Source organism: Bacillus sp. VA13 (assembly GCF_055710085.1).
Window position 1 is genome coordinate 1,209,049 of record NZ_JBVQPP010000001.1, and the last position, 17,736, is coordinate 1,226,784.

Here is a 17,736-nt window from a genome sequence, read left to right on the forward strand (position 1 = left end):
TATTATGAAATTTTCACAATTTTCACAAGCATTTCTCCACCCGGTGTTTGAACTGTGACTTCTTCATCTACTTTTTTGCCCAGCAGGCTTTTTGCGATCGGTGAATCGTTTGAGATTTTCCCTTCAAACGGATCAGCTTCAGCGCTTCCAACGATTGTATATGATTCTTCATCACCGTCAGGCAGTTCGACGAAAGTGACGGTTTTACCCAAACCGACAACGTTAGAGCCGCCGTCATCTTCAATGATTTTCGCGTTGCGGATCATATTTTCAAGAGTCGTCACACGACCCTCTACGAATGCCTGCTCTTCTTTCGCTGAATCGTATTCAGAGTTCTCGGAAAGGTCTCCGAAACTTCTCGCAATTTTGATGCGTTCTACTACTTCTTTTCGTTTAACCGTTTTCAAATATTCTAATTCTTGTTCAAGTTTTTGTTTTCCTTCTTCAGTCATAGGAAAAACTTTCTCTTGTGCCATGTCCCTTCACTCCTTCTGGTTGTCCCTCAACATCTTCGATTATGTATGAGAGCATAAACTAAAAAATACAAGAATGAGAACACAGGGCAGTCCTCGTTCTTCTCTCCCATATAGGTACTGTTTATCTTAAACTGAATCTTGTCGTTCTGCAAATATTTCGCGTTTATAAACAGGGAAAGAAGGGAATTTGCACATCCCCTTCCTGCCTATACATAATATGGTCAGAGTTATTTATGTCTATGCTATGGTATTACAAAATCGCGTTTTGTTCAAGAATGGTTTGGATTTTTGTGACCATCAGATCAATTGCGACGTGATTCTGTCCGCCTTCCGGGATAATAATATCAGCGTATCGTTTCGTCGGCTCGACAAATTGGTTATGCATCGGGCGGACAACTGACACATATTGTTCAATGACAGAGTCAATAGAGCGGCCGCGTTCATTAATATCTCTCATAATCCGTCTGATGATACGCAAGTCAGCGTCTGTATCAACGTAAAGCTTGATATCCATCAGATCACGGAGCCTTTTGTCTTCAAGAACTAGAATGCCTTCAAGGATAATAACATCCTTGGGCTCTACGTGAACCGTTTCTTCTGAACGTGTGTGAAGCTTATAGTCGTAAATCGGCTTTTCAATCGGGCGGTAATTCAATAGATCTTGAATATGCTCGATTAAATAGTCATTATCAAACGCAAGTGGATGATCATAGTTTGTGTTGAGCCTTTCTTCAAATGGAAGATGGCTTTGGTCTTTATAATAAAGGTCTTGCTGGATCATTAAAATCGAGTGCCCTTTAAATTGTTCATAGATGGACCGTGTGACACTCGTTTTTCCTGAACCGGAACCTCCTGCGATTCCAATGACTACTGGATTCTTACCCATGGGTGTTACTTCCCCTTTCTCATCATGTTGCTCGGATAAATCTTTTTGTCTAGTTTGAATTTGACAATTTGCAGGGGATGGCGGGCAGCATCTAGCTCATTACCGTCTTCGTCCCAAATGGTTTCAATCGTATTTGTAAAGTTTTCGATTTCCGGACCGAAAAATTCCACTTCGTCGCCTTTTTTGAAGAAATTGCGCTGCTGAAGTGTGACCATTTGTGTGTCTTCATCATAATTCAGCACTAAGCCGACAAAATCAAACGTCGTTTTTTTGGCGTGCTCACCGAACATTTGCTCTTCATAGCCTGGCGTTCCTTCAAAGAAAGCTGTCGCAGTGTCCCGGTTGGCACACTTATCAAGCTCTTCAAGCCATTCTTTTTGAATCACAAAGTTATCCGGATCAGCGCAATAGGCGTCAATGACTTTGCGGTATACGCTGACAACTGTTGCTACATAGTGAATTGATTTCATGCGACCTTCAATCTTTAAGCTGTCAATGCCCATTTCGATCATTTTCGGAATGGATTCAATCAGCTTCAAATCTTTCGGGCTCATCGCAAATGGCGCATCTTCTTCACCATACAAGGCAACGGCGTTGGCACCGTCTGTTTGATAAAGATCATAATCCCAGCGGCATGACTGGCAGCAGCCTCCGCGATTGGAATCCCGCGCTGTCATGTGATTGCTCAGGACACAGCGGCCGGAATATGCGATACACATCGCGCCGTGAATAAAGGATTCGATTTCGATATCTACTTTTTCTTTCATTTCTCTGATTTCCAGAGCGCTTGTTTCACGTGCCAGCACGACGCGGTCAAGGCCTTCTTCCTTCCAGAACTGGACAGCCTTCCAGTTTGAAAGAGACTGCTGTGTGCTCAAGTGAACCTCAACATTCGGCGCCACTCTGCGGCATGTTTCGATAATAAGCGGATCTGCCACAATGATGCCGGCAACGTTGGCGTCTCCAAGTGCTTTCAAGTATTCTTCAAGCCCGTCCATGTTTTCATTATGGGCGAAAATATTTGTCGTTACGTAGATCTTCGCGCCATATTGTTTCGCGAATTCAACGCCTTCTGCAATTTCTTTGATCGTAAAGTTATCGGCATTTGAACGCAGCCCATATTCCTGTCCTCCGATAAAGACCGCGTCCGCTCCGTAATGAACAGCGATTTTCAGCTTTTCAAGATTACCCGCAGGTGCGAGGAGCTCCGGCTTTTTTGTAATCACACGCTTCCCATTGACGATTGTGGATATTTTATCATTTACGGCAGTCATAGCTTAACCTCCTTTTGATTAATAAACCGTTTCTTTGAAGAAGAATCCGGTATCGATTTTTCTGTTCACTGGCTGGATGCTTTCTATGCGTTCAATCCAGTCTTCTTTTTTCGCTTCGTATTCGTCACGGTTTTCCACACACAGATCAATCGCTTCTCTGTACATTTTGGTGACTTCTATTAGGTATTCAGGCGTTTTCAGGACACCATCGATTTTGAAAGAATCAATGCCTGCATCAATCAATTCCTCAAGCTCATCAATGATGCACACATCATTCGGGCTCATGATGTGCGTGCCGTTTTCGTCTTCGAAAATCGGATATTTATTATCACGTTCTTTATCATGCAAGAACATGCCCGATTCTTTTTTCTTTCCTTCAATGTCCATGACTTTGCCTTGGTATTCAAAATAGTTTCCAATCAAAGAACGCTTCGATTGGAACATGCACGTCATTCCATGCACGTGGATTTCAATTTCGACTTCAGCGTTTTCTTTAATCTCCACAATGCTGTCCATGTTTAACTCTCTGGCAAGCACAGAACGCGCCGCGCCTTTTCGTCCCCAGTAGTTGCATGTATAGTAGTTGGTGCCTGTCGTTTCTGTGCTCCAATGAAGCTTCATGTCAGGCGCAGATTCACGAGCAGCCATAAGCACGGCAGGATCACCGAATACCGCTGCATCGACACCGGTTTCCGCTAAGAAAGCCAGATATTCGCCAAGCTCACCTACTTTATCGTTATGGAAAATTGCATTTACAGCAACGTATACTTTTGCCCCTTCTTTGTGAGCCATCTCTACGGCTTTTGTTACATCTTCACGAGAAAATTCTCCGGCTAATCTCAAGCCGTATCTCTGTTCCCCAACTAAAAACGCAGTTGCTCCCGCCTGTATCAGCGGCAAAATGTCCGCCGTACTCGTCGGCGTCACTAAGAGCTCTGGTTTTTTCATGACGTTCACCTCTTCTTTTTACTAATTGCAAGTCCATCCCCGACAGGAATAATCGCAGTTTGATAATCGGGATGATTCATCAGCCAATGATTATATTCATCAATTTTTGTTACCAGCCTGCGCCTTCTTTTCGGTTCTATTTTGCTGTAATCCTCTGCCACCAGACCTTTAAACAGCACGTTGTCTGTTAAAATCACCCCGTCCGGTGAAAGCATCGGTTCATATAAATGAAAAAAGTTTTGATACTGACCTTTTGCAGCGTCAATAAAAATGACATCGTAAGGCGCGGTTACATGAACGGCGTCGGCTAATTCAAGCGCGTCTCCGTAAAAAACATGAATCCGGTCATCAAGCTGAAATTCCTTGATATTGTTTACCGCTTCTTCATGCCGTTTCTCATTGCGTTCAATTGTATATATTTCAGCAGACGGCAGCTCCAACGCCATTCGAATGGCGGAATAACCAATGGCCGTTCCGATTTCTAGTATTTTTTTCGGCTGTTTCACAGACAAAATTTGAAGCAACACCTCCATGCCCGCTTTTTCCATGATCGGGACATGATGTTCTTCTGCATATGCTTCAAGCTTCTTCACGTTTTCCGGCCGAGGCTTCAATAATGCTTCTATATAGTCATTTATTTGTTCATACCGGTCAGTCACAACAAACAGCTCCGTTCTAAAAAGGAGTGCCCCAGTCTTTTTACACAGGACACTCTCTGAATACATCATGATACATCGGTAAACAACCCGATATATTTTATCATAAAACCTTGCGGAAAGCGAATAAAAGGAGAGCTTTTTGCTCTCCTTTTATTTCTCATTTTTTGAGGTAATGTATTTTTCTTTTGCTTTATTATGCTCTTTTAGCGTTTTTGTAAATACGACCTCACCATTTGATTTGGCCAAGAAGTACAGATAGTCCGTTTGATCTGGATGCAGCGCCGCTTCCCATGACGACATGCCAGCATTGGCAATCGGCCCTGGCGTCAGTCCTGTGTTTTTGTACGTATTGTACGGTGAATCGATTTCCAGATCCTTATAAAGTACCCGATCTTTATGCTTGCCTGCCGCGTACAGCACGGTCGGATCTGTTTGGAGCGGCATTTTCTTCTTCAGGCGGTTATAAAAGACACTCGCAATTTTATGGCGGTCGGCTTTTTCAGTCGCTTCTTCTTCAATCAAAGAAGCCATCGTCAGCAGCTTATGCACAGATAGTTTATTTTTCTTCATTTCTGATTTGTATGTTTCCACGTAAGAATTTGTCTGTTTGATCATTGCCGTGATAATGTCTTCAAGTGACGTGTCAGGATCGTCAAAAGGGTATGTAGCCGGGAACAGGTACCCTTCCAGCGGATGCTTAATGTTTTTATTGAAAACATCGTTTGTCACAGTGTCCGGGAATTCTTTCTTCAGCTGATTGATAAATGTTTCATCGTCCAGCTTCGCTATGATTTGTTTTTTAGAGTATTTCGTTTCATCAGCAATAGCGGCCGCAATTTGTGTCAGCTGTGCTCCCTCAGTCACGGTAATTTGAAAGGCATAGCTTGTGGCCCCGCTTGTCAGCTTATGAATTATCTCATCCAAATCCATTCCTTTATTCAGATGGTAGAATCCCGCCTGAAACCCGGAAGCGCCTTTATATTTCACGTAATACTGAAAAGCCTTCTCGCTTTTTATGACATCGTTTTTCTTTAATATCGATGCGATGGACGAAACAGACGAGCCGCTCGGAATGTGAATGTTAACTGTCGTTTTACTGTCTTTTTCTACAGGTTCAAGCAATGATTTCCCATATAAAAATGCCCCGCCAATGATGAGAAGCAGCACAATAATGGAAGACAGTATGATTCTTTTTTTATTGAAAAATGATTTTTTTTGCTGATTGATATACATTAGGTCTCCTCCCATCAGCTCTTATACTACATGATTCATTGTATTTCGGCAATTTATTACAAAAAAAGGTGGAAAGGGGCCTTGATACAGCAGAAAAAAGCCGGAGCAGTATGGCTCCGGCTTTGGTTTGGCGCGGTGTTTTATTCTTCGTCTTCGTCCGCTAAGAACGTGTTTAGTGTTTCTTCGATCATATCCCATTCTTCGTCAGTTTCGATCGGGAATAGCTCACCGTTTTCACCGTCTTCGTTTGGCGTGAAGCTGGAAGCAAGAATTTCTACTTCTTCATCATCTTTTGTTTCGATTGGGTAGTACAACACATAAGACTTGTCAAACTCTTCGTTTTCAAATGTAAACAGCACTTCACAAAGCTGTTCATTTCCTTGATCGTCAACAATTGTAATATTTTTTTCGCCGTGTTCCATTTCCTTCACCTCTGGCTTTAATTTAAGCTGTCAAGATATCCTTGCAAAATCATAACAGCCGCCATTTTATCAATGACTTTTTTTCGTTTTTGCCTGCTGACATCAGCGGCAATCAGCATTTTTTCAGCCGCCATTGTGGTAAGACGCTCGTCCCACAGCACAACAGGAACATTGTACGTTGATTCAAGCACTTTCGCAAATGTTTGGCTGGCTTCGCCTCTCGGACCGACTGTTCCGTTCATGTTCTTAGGAAAGCCGAGCACGATTTTATCTATAGTATACTCCTTTATCAGTTCAGATAAACGGGATAAACCATAATCGCCTTCCGCTTCATTGATCTTTATGGTCTCAATGCCTTGGGCAGTCCAGCCCATTTCGTCGCTCAGAGCAACACCGAGTGTTTTGGTTCCTAAATCGAGTCCTAATATTCTCATTTTTTATTTACGCCTCTTTATGCTGTTCTAAATAAGACTTCACCAATTCCTCGATTAATTCGTCTCTTTCAAGTTTGCGAATTAAATTGCGAGCGTCACGATGCCTAGGAATATAAGCGGGATCACCTGACAGCAAGTATCCGACAATCTGATTGATTGGATTGTAGCCCTTTTCCTGAAGCGCGTCATACACTGTAATCAGCACCTCATTTACGTTAGTCTCAGCAGAATCATCGGAGAAATTAAATTTCATCGTTTTATCAAACGAGCTCACCGTTTTGCACCTCTTTCCCAAATTCGCAGGCAAAGTTCAGCCTGGGGTCCTAATCTTACCATCATTCTACACTACATGGGCAAATTATAAAACGGATTTCACCCAATCTTCTACAGAAGCCAAAGCTTCTTCTAATTTTTCCGGCTGTTTGCCGCCTGCCTGTGCCATATCCGGACGGCCTCCGCCGCCTCCGCCGCAAACTTCCGCAGCTTGTTTGACCAGCTTGCCGGCATGTAGGCCTTTCTCAATGAGATCCTTTGTGACTCCGGCAGAGATATTGACTTTATCGTTTTGTACCGCACCAAGCACGATCACCGCAGAGCCAAGCTTTGCTTTGAGTTCATCCACCATTGTGCGCAGATGGTTCATATCTTTCGCATTTACTTTTTCCGCAAGCACACTCACGCCGTCAACTTCTTTTACTTTCGACAGGATCGCTCCTGCTTCCACGTTGCCGAGTTTCGCAAGAAGAGATTCATTTTCTCTTTGTGCTTCCTTCAGTTCAGCCTGCAGAGCCGCAACCCGTTTCGGCACTTCTTTGATATTTGTTTTCAGCTCGTCAGCAGCCTGCTGTAATACTGAAATCTGGCTGTTCATTTCGACGTAAGCGCCTTGTCCCGTTACAGCTTCAATCCGTCTTGTGCCTGCTCCGATTCCAGATTCAGAAACGATTTTAAACAGACCGATTTCTGCTGTATTTCTGACATGACAGCCGCCGCATAGCTCTAAACTATAATCTCCGACTTGAACGACCCGGACAATATCGCCGTATTTTTCGCCGAACAGAGCCATCGCGCCCATTTCTTTTGCTTCAGCGATCGGCTTCAAGTCGATGCTGACCGGGATGCTCGCCCAGATCTTTTCGTTTACGATTCTTTCAATTTGCTCAAGCTCTTCTTTTGTCACTTGGCCAAAATGCGAGAAGTCAAAACGAAGACGGTTTTCAGTCACAAGAGATCCTGCCTGATTGACATGAGTTCCTAGAACGTCTTTTAGTGCCTGATGCAATAAATGCGTTGCCGTATGGTTTTTAATGACGCTGCTTCTCATATGGTCTTCAACTTCAGCAGTTACATGCAAGCCTTTTTGTACAGTACCGCTCTCGACAACACCTTCATGCACATGCTGGCCGTTCGGCGCTTTTTGCACATCTTTAACTCTCACTATTGCCTGTTCGCTGCGGAGATAGCCTTTATCCCCGATTTGGCCGCCGCTTTCAGCATAGAATGGTGTTTCATTAAGAATAATTTGTACGCTTTCTCCTTCATGAGCCTCATCAATTAATTGGCCGTCCTGAAGAAGCACAATGACATTGGCATCAGCTTTTGTTTGAGAGTACCCGACAAATGTGCTTTCATCGGTCACCTCGCGTAATGCGCCGCCCTGCACCTGCATGCTGCCGACATCCTGGCGAGCGTTTCTTGCCCGTTCACGCTGCTGATTCATTTCTTCTTCAAAACCTTTATGGTCAACCGTCATGTTCTCGTCTTCTGCGTATTCCTCAGTCAGCTCAACCGGGAATCCGTACGTATCGTACAATTTAAACACGTCAGCACCTGAAATAACGCTGCTGCCCTTGTCTTTTTCTTTTTTGATCATTTCTGACAGGATGGCAAGCCCTTCATTAAGTGTTTCGTGGAAGCGCTCTTCCTCGGTTTTGATGACTTTTGCGATGAAATCCGCTTTCTCTTTCACTTCAGGATAGAAATCAGCCATGATTTCAGCGACAACCGGCACTAAATCGTACATGAACGGGCGGTGGATGTTGATCGTTTTGGCATAACGCACAGCCCGGCGCAATAAGCGTCTTAATACATAGCCGCGGCCTTCATTTGACGGAAGCGCTCCGTCACTGACAGCAAAGGCAACCGTTCTGATGTGGTCGGCAATCACTTTAAACGCAGTATCTTTCACATTGTTTGTGCCGTATGTTTCACCGGAAATGGTTTCTGTTGCTTTGATGATTGGAACAAATAAATCGGTATCAAAGTTTGTCGGGACATTCTGGATGACTGATACCATTCTTTCAAGCCCCATGCCCGTATCAATGTTTTTCTTCGGAAGCGGCGTGTACGTACCGTCAGGGTTATGGTTGAACTCAGAGAACACAAGATTCCATACTTCCAGGTAACGGTCGTTTTCTCCGCCTGGGTAAAGCTCCGGATCTTCTGGATCGTTTCCGTATGCCTCACCGCGGTCGTAGAAGATCTCCGTGTTCGGTCCGCTCGGTCCTTCACCGATGTCCCAGAAGTTCCCTTCCAGGCGAATAATTCTTTCCTCAGGAATACCGATTTTTTTCGCCCAGAATTCATACGCCTCTTCATCTTCAGGGTGAACCGTAACAGAGAGAAGCTCTTTGTCGAAACCGATCCACTTGTCACTCGTTAAAAACTCCCACGCCCATGTAATGGCTTCTTCTTTGAAATAATCGCCGATGGAAAAGTTTCCGAGCATTTCAAAGAATGTGTGATGGCGCGCAGTTTTACCTACATTTTCTATATCGTTTGTTCTGATCGCTTTTTGAGCGTTTACGATTCTTGGATTTTCCGGAACAACACGGCCGTCAAAATATTTTTTCAGCGTCGCAACACCGCTGTTGATCCAAAGCAATGAAGGATCCTCATGAGGCACTAATGACGCGCTTGGCTCTACCGCATGTCCTTTTTCTTTAAAGAAATCCAAAAACATTTGACGCACTTCCGCAGAAGTTAAGTGTTTCATTGTATTTCCTCCTCTATAAAAATCGAAATTCTCTTTAGTGACAGCAAAAAAGCCCTCCCCCTATGCAAACCACGCGTTTACACAGGGACGAGAGCTGTCTCGCGGTACCACCCTGATTACGGGCCTTAACATTCGCCCGTCACCTTTTACCCTGTAACGCAGGATATGCGGCAGTGATTAACTGCACTCAGGATTAGCTTCCTCCGATCTTCTGATAAAGCTCCTTTCAGCTTACGGAGCTTCTCTCTTTAACAGGGCTTCGGCGTACTCAGATCCGTCACTCGAGATTCGTATGTATTCTACGAGAAATTATAGACAAGCTGCACGCCAATGTCAATGCTCCGTCCTCATCCGTAAAAAATGGATCATCATCACTTTTAAAACAGCCGTCGCAGGAACAGCCAGAATCATTCCGACGATTCCCGCAAGCTCTCCTCCGGCAAGCAGTGCAAGCATGATGACGACAGGATGCATTTTAAGGCTTCTGCCGACAATGAACGGACTGAGGATATTCCCTTCCATAAACTGCAGAATAAACACTGTAATCACCACAACAAGAATCGCTTTGACTGAGACCGTCATCGCAATTAAAAGCGCAGGAATCGCTCCGATAAACGGACCAAAATACGGTATGACATTCGTTATCCCAGAAATAAGACCTAAGATCAACGGATACGGAAGTCCGAATATCCAGAACGTAATGCCCGCCATCACGCCGAGAATCAAGCAGACCAGAAGCTGGCCGCGGATGTAATCGCCAAGGGAGTCATCCACATCCCGCAAAAAGGCGCTTCCCCGCTTTCTCCACGACTTCGGAGTCAAATACCATACTGTCTTTTTCATCAACTCAATATCCTTTACCATATAAAACACGAGAAAAGGAATTGTTGCCGCAATTAAGAAATAATCAAGCACGTTGCGGATCCCGCTGATTGCACCTTCTATCGTTCCCGCAAAAAACGCCTCCGTCTGGCGGATCATTTTATCTATACGATGGTGCATGCCGTCAGGCCAGTCATCAGTATGGTTATGCACATGAAGAAGGAGCCCGTTATACGTTTCGGCAAACATAGGTATATTTTCTGATAAATCCGTCAGCTGCACAATTAAAACAGGCACCCCTTTATACAGCGCCCAGCCAATTCCGCCAAAAAAAAGAACATAAATCACCAGGATGCTCAAAGTCCTCGGCAATCCTTTGCCGTGCAGCCACTCCGTGACCGGAAGTAATAAATAAGAAATAAAAATAGAAATGATTAAGGGAATAAAGATCGTTTTTATGACGAGCCAAAGAGGCGACCATAACATATCAAGCATAAAAAAGACGTAAACTGTTAACAGGACCAGCAAACAAATTGCCACCCACAACAAAAGCTGCACCGGTTTTTGAAGCATCTGCTTTCACCTCTTCTATATCTTTTGAGGAACGGTGGGAATTATTCTCTCTCCTCATAACAAAAAGGATACTCAAAGAGTATCCTTTTTCACATTAAAACATTTTCGTTATTCTTCTTCTCATCCGCTTCATGCTTCGATTATTCAGCATATCGGATTGAGTCGCCATTCGGTACACGAGAGCCCCGGCTCCTAATGCCAAAAGAGAAGTCATCGTCCGATTCATCCTGCGCATCTCCCTTCATGATCAAAAATTGATGCTGCGTTCATCCTCAGAAAACAAATCATCCAAGCTGCTTAACGTTCCGTCCTCTTCCACCTGATGAGTTGCAATCTTCCCTTTCGCGACTGTCAGTTCAATAAAACAACCCCAGCAATAATATTGGTTCACGCCAATTTTCCCGATATCCTTACTTTTGCAGTTCGGGCATATAAGCATATCTCACACCTCTATCCGTTCAGAACGATCTCATCTTTCCGCACCTCGACAAGCGAATCCGCTTTTTGGATCTGGCGCTTGCTTCCCGCCAGGTCAGAAAAGAAACCGTCCGAGAGTTCATATGCTACGATTATGCCCCTGTCCAAACAAAAGTATACATCTTCCAGCATCCCCAATATATCTCCCTCTTGCGATTTCACAAGCTTCATTTTCATCTGCTCGTATGTGAAGCATGACTTCGGAAGAGGCAGAAGCTGGTCAGAACTGACCGAGGTCAATATGCGGTCATCAAGAATGCAAGAGATATCACACGCCCGTAAAAGCGCATGATGATGATGCAAAAACCGTTTTTGTGCAAGAATAAACCCGAGACAATCTCCTGTCAGAGAAAAACAAATATCGGAAATTGTCCCAAGATAACAAGAAGTTCGTTCTGAGTATACTGGGAATCCTTCTATCTCATGGCATGTTCTCAAAGTGTGATCAACCACCTTTTGTTGAACAGGCTTAGGTTTTGCTTTGCGCCTTTGACTCATACGATGAAATCACTTCCACTGCAAATGAAAAAACTCCCGCTAACACGGGAGCCTTTTTACAGCTGTTCTTCTTTCATAAAATCGAATGGTGTAATGCCTTCCATACCAATATTGGCATCGTGCACACTGAACGGGAGCTCTTTTTGCAAAGCCTCAAGCTCGGCATCCATTTCCTCAATCTGTAATGACAGCCTGTTTTTTAAGGAAGTCTGCCTGACAGTTGCGTCATTATTTTTTACGCCCCACTCCAGCGCCTCCTCTTCCCCGCATAAAATGAGAAATTTCTTTGCTCTTGTAATAGCTGTATAAAGAAGGTTTCTTCTGAGCATTTTATAGTAGCCTTTCACAACAGGCAAAACCACAATCGGAAATTCACTTCCCTGCGATTTATGAATAGAGCAGCAATACGCATGGGTAAACTGGTTAAAATCTTTTTTCGTAAATGTCATTTCATTGCCGTCAAAATTAACAACGGCCATGTCTTCTTTTTCTGTATTTTCCTTCGCATAAAATATCGACGTGATTTCGCCAATATCTCCGTTGAACACATTGTTTTCCGGCTGATTGACAAGCTGCAAAATTTTATCTCCCGTTCTGTAGACAACATCTCCGAACTTCAATTCTCTCCGTTTTTCTTTAGGAGGATTCAAGATGTCCTGCAGCATCACGTTCAGTTCATTGATGCCTGCTTTCCCTCTGTACATCGGGGCGAGAACCTGTATGTCCTTTGCCGTATAGCCTTTTTTCAATGCATTGGCGACAACCTTTTCGACTACTTCTTTTATTTGCGAGCCACCGCAGCGAATAAAGGAACGGTCCTTCGTCGGGGCAGTCAAATTGTTCGGCAGCAATCCATTTTTCATCTGGTGGGCAAGCTCAACGATTGATGACCCCTCAGCCTGGCGGTAGATGTCTGTCAGTCTCACAGTCGGAATTACCTTAGATGCCAAAAGGTCTCTCAGCACTTGGCCCGGACCGACAGAAGGCAGTTGATCTTCATCTCCGACAATGATGATTTGAATATGATCAGGGATCGCCTTGAACAAGTGGTTCGCCAGCCATATATCAAGCATGCTGGCTTCATCGATAATTAACAGCTTTCCTTCGATCGGCTGATCCTCTGTATGGGTAAAGCCTTCAGCGCCGTTCCAGCCAAGCAGCCTGTGTATCGTGACTGCCGGAAGACCCGTTGATTCACTCATCCGTTTCGCCGCTCTTCCTGTCGGTGCGGCCAATACAACCGGAAAAGCTTCATCCTTTTTATAAGCTGACGGGTCTAGTGACACGCCGTGAAGCTCTCCGTATAGTTCGACAATTCCTCTGATTACCGTCGTTTTCCCTGTTCCCGGGCCTCCAGTTAAAAGAAGCATTGGTGAGGAAAGGGCTTTTTGAATCGCTTCCTTCTGGCTTGGGGCATACTGAACATTCATCCGTTCTTCCAGTTCTCCTAAAGCGAGCAGAAATTCTGATTCAGGAAACTGGTCATCATATTCGGTTTGGCTTGCGATATGTTTCACACGCTTTGCAACGTTTTGTTCTGCGTAAAACAGCGATGGAAAATAACAGCGGCCGTCTTCTATGACAATGTCTTTATTTTCTCCAAGGGCAATAATCGCGTTAGCGGCATCCATTTCTGTGATGCGCTGTCCTTCCCTTGCTGACTGGTTCAACAGTGATTGGGTGTCGATAATCAGCTGCTCCGTTTCTATGTACGTATGCCCTTCTGACAGACAAGTCGTTTCAAGCGTGTACAAAATGGCGGCTTTTACCCGCTCAGGATGATTACCCGAAAGTCCCATTCTGCTGCCAAGCTCATCCGCTTTCCCAAACCCGATCCCTTCTACATCTTTCACAAGCTGATAAGGGTTTTCCTGAATCTTTTCAAGCGTCTCGGATTCATAGGCCTGATAGATTTTCATAGACAGCTGAGGGCCAAAGCCGAACTGATTCAGGGAAATCATGATTTGCTCAAGTCCCTGATGCCGCTGCAAAGCGCCGGCTAGCGTATCAGCTTTCTTTTTTGACAGTCTCGGAACATCATAAAGCACGGAAGCGTCGGCCAAAATTTTATTAATGGCACTGTCGCCCAGCTTTTTCACAATTTCTTCAGCTGTTTTTTTGCCGATTCCCTCGAACAAATCACTCGATAAATACTGAATGATGCCTTCCTTAGTCGTCGGGATCTCCTTTTTGAAATGCTCCGCCTGAAATTGGAGCCCGAATTTTGGATGGGTTACGATCTTTCCGTAAAACGTGTAGGTCTCTTCTTCTTGAAGCGCAGGGAAGTAGCCCGTCACGGATACGGCTTTATCTTCAATCGCTTCGGAGGTCTCTGTGACTTTTACTTTCAGAACCGTATATAAATTGGTGTCATTATGATAGATGACTGTGTTGACTGTCCCCTTTAAATAGGGCTCTTCCTCCAGTTTAAGCTGATCCGGATGCTGCTGCACGAGCTTTTCCCTCCTCCTGTGCCTGTTATGATGGGTCGATTAGTTTTTTAGCATGAAGCGCAAGCATATGATCTGGCTGGATGTCGATCGCCTTGTCCAGCATTTCCAGTGCTTTTTCTCGATTTTCTTTATAAGCATAAGCAACACCCGCATTATAAAATGCATCGGCGTGGTCCGGATCTTGCTCTGTTACAGCTTCGAATTGGCTGAGCGCTTCGTCCAGCATGCCCTCGTTCGCTAAGCACATCCCAAATTGAAAGCGCGCTTCCGTATCATTTTCATTCAGTTCGACCGCTCTTTGTAAATACGGCAGTGCAAGCTTAGGCTGTTCGAGCTTGACAAGAACCGTTCCGAGCATGTAAAACAGGTCGCCGTTTTCCATCCCGGCTCGAAGCGCTTTTTCAAACATGTCTTTCGCTTCTTTGTACATTTCTTTTACAACATAGACATTTCCTGCTCCATAATAAGCAGTGGCTGCGTTATTGTCTAATTCAAGCGCTTTATCATAAAACGCAAGCGCCCGTTCCAGCTCGTTTACGGATGAAAGCAGGTTAGCAAAATTGATATAAGGAATTGCGTCTTCTTTATGTTCTTCAATCGCTTTTGTAAATGCCTCTGCCGCTTTCTCGTAATCGCCTTCCTGCATCGCCTCTATACCGAGTTGATTATAATCCACCGATCATCTTCCTTTCATTAAAAAACCCCAACTCAGTGTTGAGGTTTTTCATCTTTTATACGTACCACAATTTTGTTCCGTCTTTGTACACATCATCAATTGTTCCGCCGCCAAGGCATTCTTCGCCGTCATAGAAGACAACGGCTTGTCCAGGCGTTACAGCGCGGACTTGTTCATCAAAGATGACTTCCGCTTCGCCTTCACCTGTCATGCGCACCGTTACTTTATGATCTTCTTGGCGGTAACGGAATTTTGCCGTGCAGGCAATCTCTTCGCCCTTCATGATATCCGAACGAACCCAGCTGATATTTGTTGCTGTGATTTTGTCGGAATAAAGAAGCGGGTTATGGAACCCTTGATCCACGTAGAGAATGTTTTTTTCAAGATCTTTACCAACTGCAAACCACGGCTCTCCGCTTCCGCCGATGCCAAGGCCGTGACGCTGTCCGATCGTGTAGTACATTAACCCGTCGTGGCGTCCTTTTACTTCTCCGTCCATCGTCATCATATCGCCCGGCTGTGCAGGGAGGTATTGGCTGAGAAACGTTTTGAAGTTGCGTTCGCCGATAAAACAGATGCCCGTACTGTCTTTTTTCGTCGCTGTTGCAAGATCTGCTTCTTTGGCAATTTCACGCACACGGCTTTTTTGAAGCTCGCCGATCGGGAACATGACTTTGCTTAGCGTATCTTCTGTCAGCTGATTCAAGAAGTACGTTTGATCCTTGTTTTCATCAATGCCGCGCAGCATTCTGACTTTGCCGCCGCTTCTGTCTACCCTTGCATAGTGGCCAGTCGCTAAATAATCAGCGCCAAGTGACAGGGCGTGCTCCAAAAATGCCTTGAATTTAATTTCTTTGTTGCACAGCACATCCGGGTTTGGTGTTCTGCCTGCTTTATATTCATCAAGGAAGTATTGAAATACCTTCTCGTAATATTGCTTTTCAAAATTAACGGCATAGTACGGAATTCCGATTTGGTTGCAGACGCGGATCACATCTTCATAATCCTCTGTCGCCGTGCAAAAACCGTTTTCGTCCGTATCATCCCAGTTTTTCATAAAGATTCCGATTACATCATAGCCCTGTTCTTTTAACAGCAGGGCCGCCACAGATGAGTCCACTCCGCCGGACATGCCGACGACGACTCTAGTATTTTCCGGCCGTTTTTCCATTTCATTCACTCCAATAACTAAGCCGCCTTATTGTGTGAGCCGTTTTACAACGTCAGCCACATGTTTGGCAGCAGTTTTCACTTGCTCAGCCGTATTGCCGAGGCCGAAGCTGATCCGAATCGAGGACGTCAGCCGGTCACATTCTTCTCCGAACATGGCAGTCAGAACATGTGACGGCAGGACTGAACCGGCCGTGCACGCTGATCCGCTTGAGACAGCGACTCCCGCCATGTCAAGATTCACCAGCAGGGCTTCCACTGATACACCGGGGAAATAAAGATTCAGAACATGCGGCAGACTATGCTCTTTGTCCCCGTTAATCTCGAATGCCACACCGGCATTTTCAAGCGTGTCAGCAATGATAGTTTTAAACGATTGATACTTCTCGTTTTTTTCGTCCCGTTCTTCACTTGACAGCTTGATAGCTTCTTTCAGCCCGACAATGCCGGGAACATTTTCTGTTCCGGCCCGGCGTTTTCTTTCTTGCTCTCCTCCGAATAAGAGCGGGGAAAGTTTCACATCTTTACTTGCATATAAAAAGCCTGTCCCTTTTGGCCCGTTGAGCTTGTGCCCAGAAACAGACAGAAGGTCAATATGGCTGTTTTTTACGTCAATTGACAGCAATCCGAATGCCTGAACAGCATCGGTATGAAAATATGACTGGTGTTCCTTCAGCAGCTCACCGATTTCATCGATCGGCTGCACTGTTCCGACTTCATTATTTCCATACATCACTGTCACAAGGATTGTATCATCACGCAGTGCTTCTTTCACCTGTTTTGCACTGACTCTTCCATTTTGGTCAACGTCTAGATACGTTACTTCAAATCCGTCTTCCTCAAGTTTTTCACATGTGTGAAGCACAGCGTGATGCTCAATTTTTGTCGTGATGATATGTCTGCCCAGATCTTTTCTTGCAAGCGCGGTTCCCATAATCGCCAAGTTATCGGCTTCCGTTCCCCCGCTTGTAAAAATGATCTCCTGCTCTGCCGCTCCGATTTCTGCTGCAATCTGCGCTCTTGCTTCGTCCACCCATTTTCTAGATTCTCTTCCAAATGAATGAATACTGGATGGATTGCCGAAATTGCCGGAGAAATGCGGTATCATTTTTTCCAGCACACGCTCATCCATCGGAGACGTTGCGGCATGATCTAAATAAATCCGTTCCATTATGTTTACACCTCTGATCTAAATATAGAACATATAAGCTTCTTGCTCTCCGTCTGTATAGCTGGCAAGATCCTCTAATGTTGTACTGTCTAAAACCTCTTTCACGGCATCCCGTATGCGAATCCAGAGCTCGCGCTTGGCAGGCTCCTCGTCTTCCAGCACTTCAACAGGACTGATCGGCCCCTCGAGTACACGGATAATATCTCCCGCCGTAATCGCATCCGGCTCGCTGCCTAATACATATCCGCCATATGCGCCTCTGATGCTTTTCACTAAACCGGCATTTCTGAGCGGCGATACCAGCTGCTCCAAATAATGCTCGGACAAATTATTCGTCTGTGCGATGCTTTTTAATGAAGTCGGGCCTTCACCATGTTTTTTTGCAAGCTCGATCATAATCGTGAGACCGTATCTTCCCTTAGTTGATATTTTCAACATGAACACCTCTGTTATTTCATGATTTTCCACATTTATAATGGTAATTTCTATATGATTCGTCCGTTTATTATCTAATAGACCAACTGTTATTATAACATACCTTCAGCTAATTTTCATTGAGGCAGGCGGAA

The 17,736-nt window shown here is 44.7% G+C and carries 19 protein-coding genes; all 19 read right to left on the bottom strand.

Annotation, left to right across the window (positions count from 1 at the left end; genetic code table 11):
- Nucleotides 1-2: 2 nt before the first annotated feature.
- Nucleotides 3-476 carry a transcription elongation factor GreA gene (gene greA / locus AC0C66_RS06320; RefSeq protein WP_003225918.1) on the bottom strand — a complete coding sequence of 158 codons (474 nt, stop codon included), beginning with the start codon at nucleotides 474-476 and terminating at the stop codon, nucleotides 3-5.
- A 250-nt stretch (nucleotides 477-726) separates the two neighbouring features.
- The gene (udk, locus tag AC0C66_RS06325; protein WP_003225916.1) at nucleotides 727-1,362 is read right to left on the bottom strand and encodes a uridine kinase; all 636 of its coding nucleotides are present in this window, start codon (nucleotides 1,360-1,362) and stop codon (nucleotides 727-729) included.
- Between the two features lie 5 nt (nucleotides 1,363-1,367).
- Nucleotides 1,368-2,636: a peptidase U32 family protein gene (locus tag AC0C66_RS06330; protein WP_461845628.1), complete on the bottom strand. Its 1,269-nt coding sequence runs from the start codon at nucleotides 2,634-2,636 to the stop codon at nucleotides 1,368-1,370.
- Between the two features lie 18 nt (nucleotides 2,637-2,654).
- Nucleotides 2,655-3,584: a peptidase U32 family protein gene (locus AC0C66_RS06335; RefSeq protein ID WP_072182146.1), complete on the bottom strand. Its 930-nt coding sequence runs from the start codon at nucleotides 3,582-3,584 to the stop codon at nucleotides 2,655-2,657.
- A 5-nt stretch (nucleotides 3,585-3,589) separates the two neighbouring features.
- On the bottom strand, nucleotides 3,590-4,243 hold the full coding sequence (locus AC0C66_RS06340) for an O-methyltransferase (RefSeq protein WP_014114600.1): 654 nt from the start codon (nucleotides 4,241-4,243) through the stop codon (nucleotides 3,590-3,592).
- A gap of 150 nt (nucleotides 4,244-4,393) precedes the next feature.
- Nucleotides 4,394-5,476 (bottom strand): endolytic transglycosylase MltG, encoded by a 1,083-nt coding sequence (mltG, locus tag AC0C66_RS06345; RefSeq protein ID WP_072182147.1) that lies wholly within the window; start codon nucleotides 5,474-5,476, stop codon nucleotides 4,394-4,396.
- Nucleotides 5,477-5,616: 140 nt separating this feature from the next.
- The gene (locus tag AC0C66_RS06350) at nucleotides 5,617-5,898 is read right to left on the bottom strand and encodes a DUF1292 domain-containing protein (protein ID WP_003237470.1); all 282 of its coding nucleotides are present in this window, start codon (nucleotides 5,896-5,898) and stop codon (nucleotides 5,617-5,619) included.
- Nucleotides 5,899-5,915: 17 nt separating this feature from the next.
- Nucleotides 5,916-6,332: a Holliday junction resolvase RuvX gene (gene ruvX / locus AC0C66_RS06355; protein ID WP_461845629.1), complete on the bottom strand. Its 417-nt coding sequence runs from the start codon at nucleotides 6,330-6,332 to the stop codon at nucleotides 5,916-5,918.
- 7 nt (nucleotides 6,333-6,339) lie between these two features.
- Nucleotides 6,340-6,606 (bottom strand): IreB family regulatory phosphoprotein, encoded by a 267-nt coding sequence (locus AC0C66_RS06360; RefSeq protein WP_003225903.1) that lies wholly within the window; start codon nucleotides 6,604-6,606, stop codon nucleotides 6,340-6,342.
- 84 nt (nucleotides 6,607-6,690) lie between these two features.
- A complete protein-coding gene (gene alaS, locus AC0C66_RS06365) occupies nucleotides 6,691-9,327 on the bottom strand; it encodes an alanine--tRNA ligase (RefSeq protein ID WP_461845630.1) in 2,637 nt (878 codons plus the stop codon).
- Between the two features lie 333 nt (nucleotides 9,328-9,660).
- Nucleotides 9,661-10,722: an AI-2E family transporter gene (locus AC0C66_RS06370; RefSeq protein ID WP_072182149.1), complete on the bottom strand. Its 1,062-nt coding sequence runs from the start codon at nucleotides 10,720-10,722 to the stop codon at nucleotides 9,661-9,663.
- A 94-nt stretch (nucleotides 10,723-10,816) separates the two neighbouring features.
- Complete coding sequence (locus tag AC0C66_RS06375; RefSeq protein WP_003225895.1) at nucleotides 10,817-10,948, bottom strand: YrzQ family protein; 132 nt, start codon at nucleotides 10,946-10,948, stop codon at nucleotides 10,817-10,819.
- A gap of 21 nt (nucleotides 10,949-10,969) precedes the next feature.
- A complete protein-coding gene (locus AC0C66_RS06380) occupies nucleotides 10,970-11,161 on the bottom strand; it encodes a hypothetical protein (protein ID WP_003225893.1) in 192 nt (63 codons plus the stop codon).
- Between the two features lie 11 nt (nucleotides 11,162-11,172).
- Complete coding sequence (locus AC0C66_RS06385) at nucleotides 11,173-11,697, bottom strand: PRC-barrel domain-containing protein (protein ID WP_072182150.1); 525 nt, start codon at nucleotides 11,695-11,697, stop codon at nucleotides 11,173-11,175.
- A gap of 56 nt (nucleotides 11,698-11,753) precedes the next feature.
- A complete protein-coding gene (recD2, locus tag AC0C66_RS06390; RefSeq protein WP_461845631.1) occupies nucleotides 11,754-14,150 on the bottom strand; it encodes an SF1B family DNA helicase RecD2 in 2,397 nt (798 codons plus the stop codon).
- A 25-nt stretch (nucleotides 14,151-14,175) separates the two neighbouring features.
- The gene (locus AC0C66_RS06395) at nucleotides 14,176-14,796 is read right to left on the bottom strand and encodes a tetratricopeptide repeat protein (RefSeq protein ID WP_080376103.1); all 621 of its coding nucleotides are present in this window, start codon (nucleotides 14,794-14,796) and stop codon (nucleotides 14,176-14,178) included.
- 85 nt (nucleotides 14,797-14,881) lie between these two features.
- Nucleotides 14,882-15,997, bottom strand: coding sequence for a tRNA 2-thiouridine(34) synthase MnmA (gene mnmA / locus AC0C66_RS06400; protein ID WP_072182153.1), 1,116 nt, complete (start codon nucleotides 15,995-15,997; stop codon nucleotides 14,882-14,884).
- Between the two features lie 27 nt (nucleotides 15,998-16,024).
- Nucleotides 16,025-17,167 (bottom strand): cysteine desulfurase family protein, encoded by a 1,143-nt coding sequence (locus AC0C66_RS06405; RefSeq protein WP_072182154.1) that lies wholly within the window; start codon nucleotides 17,165-17,167, stop codon nucleotides 16,025-16,027.
- Nucleotides 17,168-17,185: 18 nt separating this feature from the next.
- Nucleotides 17,186-17,602 carry a cysteine metabolism transcriptional regulator CymR gene (gene cymR / locus AC0C66_RS06410; protein WP_003225879.1) on the bottom strand — a complete coding sequence of 139 codons (417 nt, stop codon included), beginning with the start codon at nucleotides 17,600-17,602 and terminating at the stop codon, nucleotides 17,186-17,188.
- Between the last annotated feature and the right edge of the window lie 134 nt (nucleotides 17,603-17,736).

Bases quoted from the DNA above. Each gene is read 5' to 3' on its own strand.
- AC0C66_RS06330 (WP_461845628.1), bottom strand. From the start codon at position 2,636: ATGACTGCCGTAAATGATAAAATATCCACAATCGTCAATGGGAAGCGT.
- mltG (WP_072182147.1), bottom strand. From the start codon at position 5,476: ATGTATATCAATCAGCAAAAAAAATCATTTTTCAATAAAAAAAGAATC.
- AC0C66_RS06405 (WP_072182154.1), bottom strand. From the start codon at position 17,167: ATGGAACGGATTTATTTAGATCATGCCGCAACGTCTCCGATGGATGAG.
- AC0C66_RS06350 (WP_003237470.1), bottom strand. From the start codon at position 5,898: ATGGAACACGGCGAAAAAAATATTACAATTGTTGACGATCAAGGAAAT.
- greA (WP_003225918.1), bottom strand. From the start codon at position 476: ATGGCACAAGAGAAAGTTTTTCCTATGACTGAAGAAGGAAAACAAAAA.
- AC0C66_RS06375 (WP_003225895.1), bottom strand. From the start codon at position 10,948: ATGAATCGGACGATGACTTCTCTTTTGGCATTAGGAGCCGGGGCTCTC.
- alaS (WP_461845630.1), bottom strand. From the start codon at position 9,327: ATGAAACACTTAACTTCTGCGGAAGTGCGTCAAATGTTTTTGGATTTC.
- AC0C66_RS06380 (WP_003225893.1), bottom strand. From the start codon at position 11,161: ATGCTTATATGCCCGAACTGCAAAAGTAAGGATATCGGGAAAATTGGC.
- AC0C66_RS06370 (WP_072182149.1), bottom strand. From the start codon at position 10,722: ATGCTTCAAAAACCGGTGCAGCTTTTGTTGTGGGTGGCAATTTGTTTG.
- AC0C66_RS06335 (WP_072182146.1), bottom strand. From the start codon at position 3,584: ATGAAAAAACCAGAGCTCTTAGTGACGCCGACGAGTACGGCGGACATT.
- udk (WP_003225916.1), bottom strand. From the start codon at position 1,362: ATGGGTAAGAATCCAGTAGTCATTGGAATCGCAGGAGGTTCCGGTTCA.
- mnmA (WP_072182153.1), bottom strand. From the start codon at position 15,997: ATGGAAAAACGGCCGGAAAATACTAGAGTCGTCGTCGGCATGTCCGGC.
- AC0C66_RS06395 (WP_080376103.1), bottom strand. From the start codon at position 14,796: ATGCAGGAAGGCGATTACGAGAAAGCGGCAGAGGCATTTACAAAAGCG.
- ruvX (WP_461845629.1), bottom strand. From the start codon at position 6,332: ATGAGAATATTAGGACTCGATTTAGGAACCAAAACACTCGGTGTTGCT.
- AC0C66_RS06385 (WP_072182150.1), bottom strand. From the start codon at position 11,697: ATGAGTCAAAGGCGCAAAGCAAAACCTAAGCCTGTTCAACAAAAGGTG.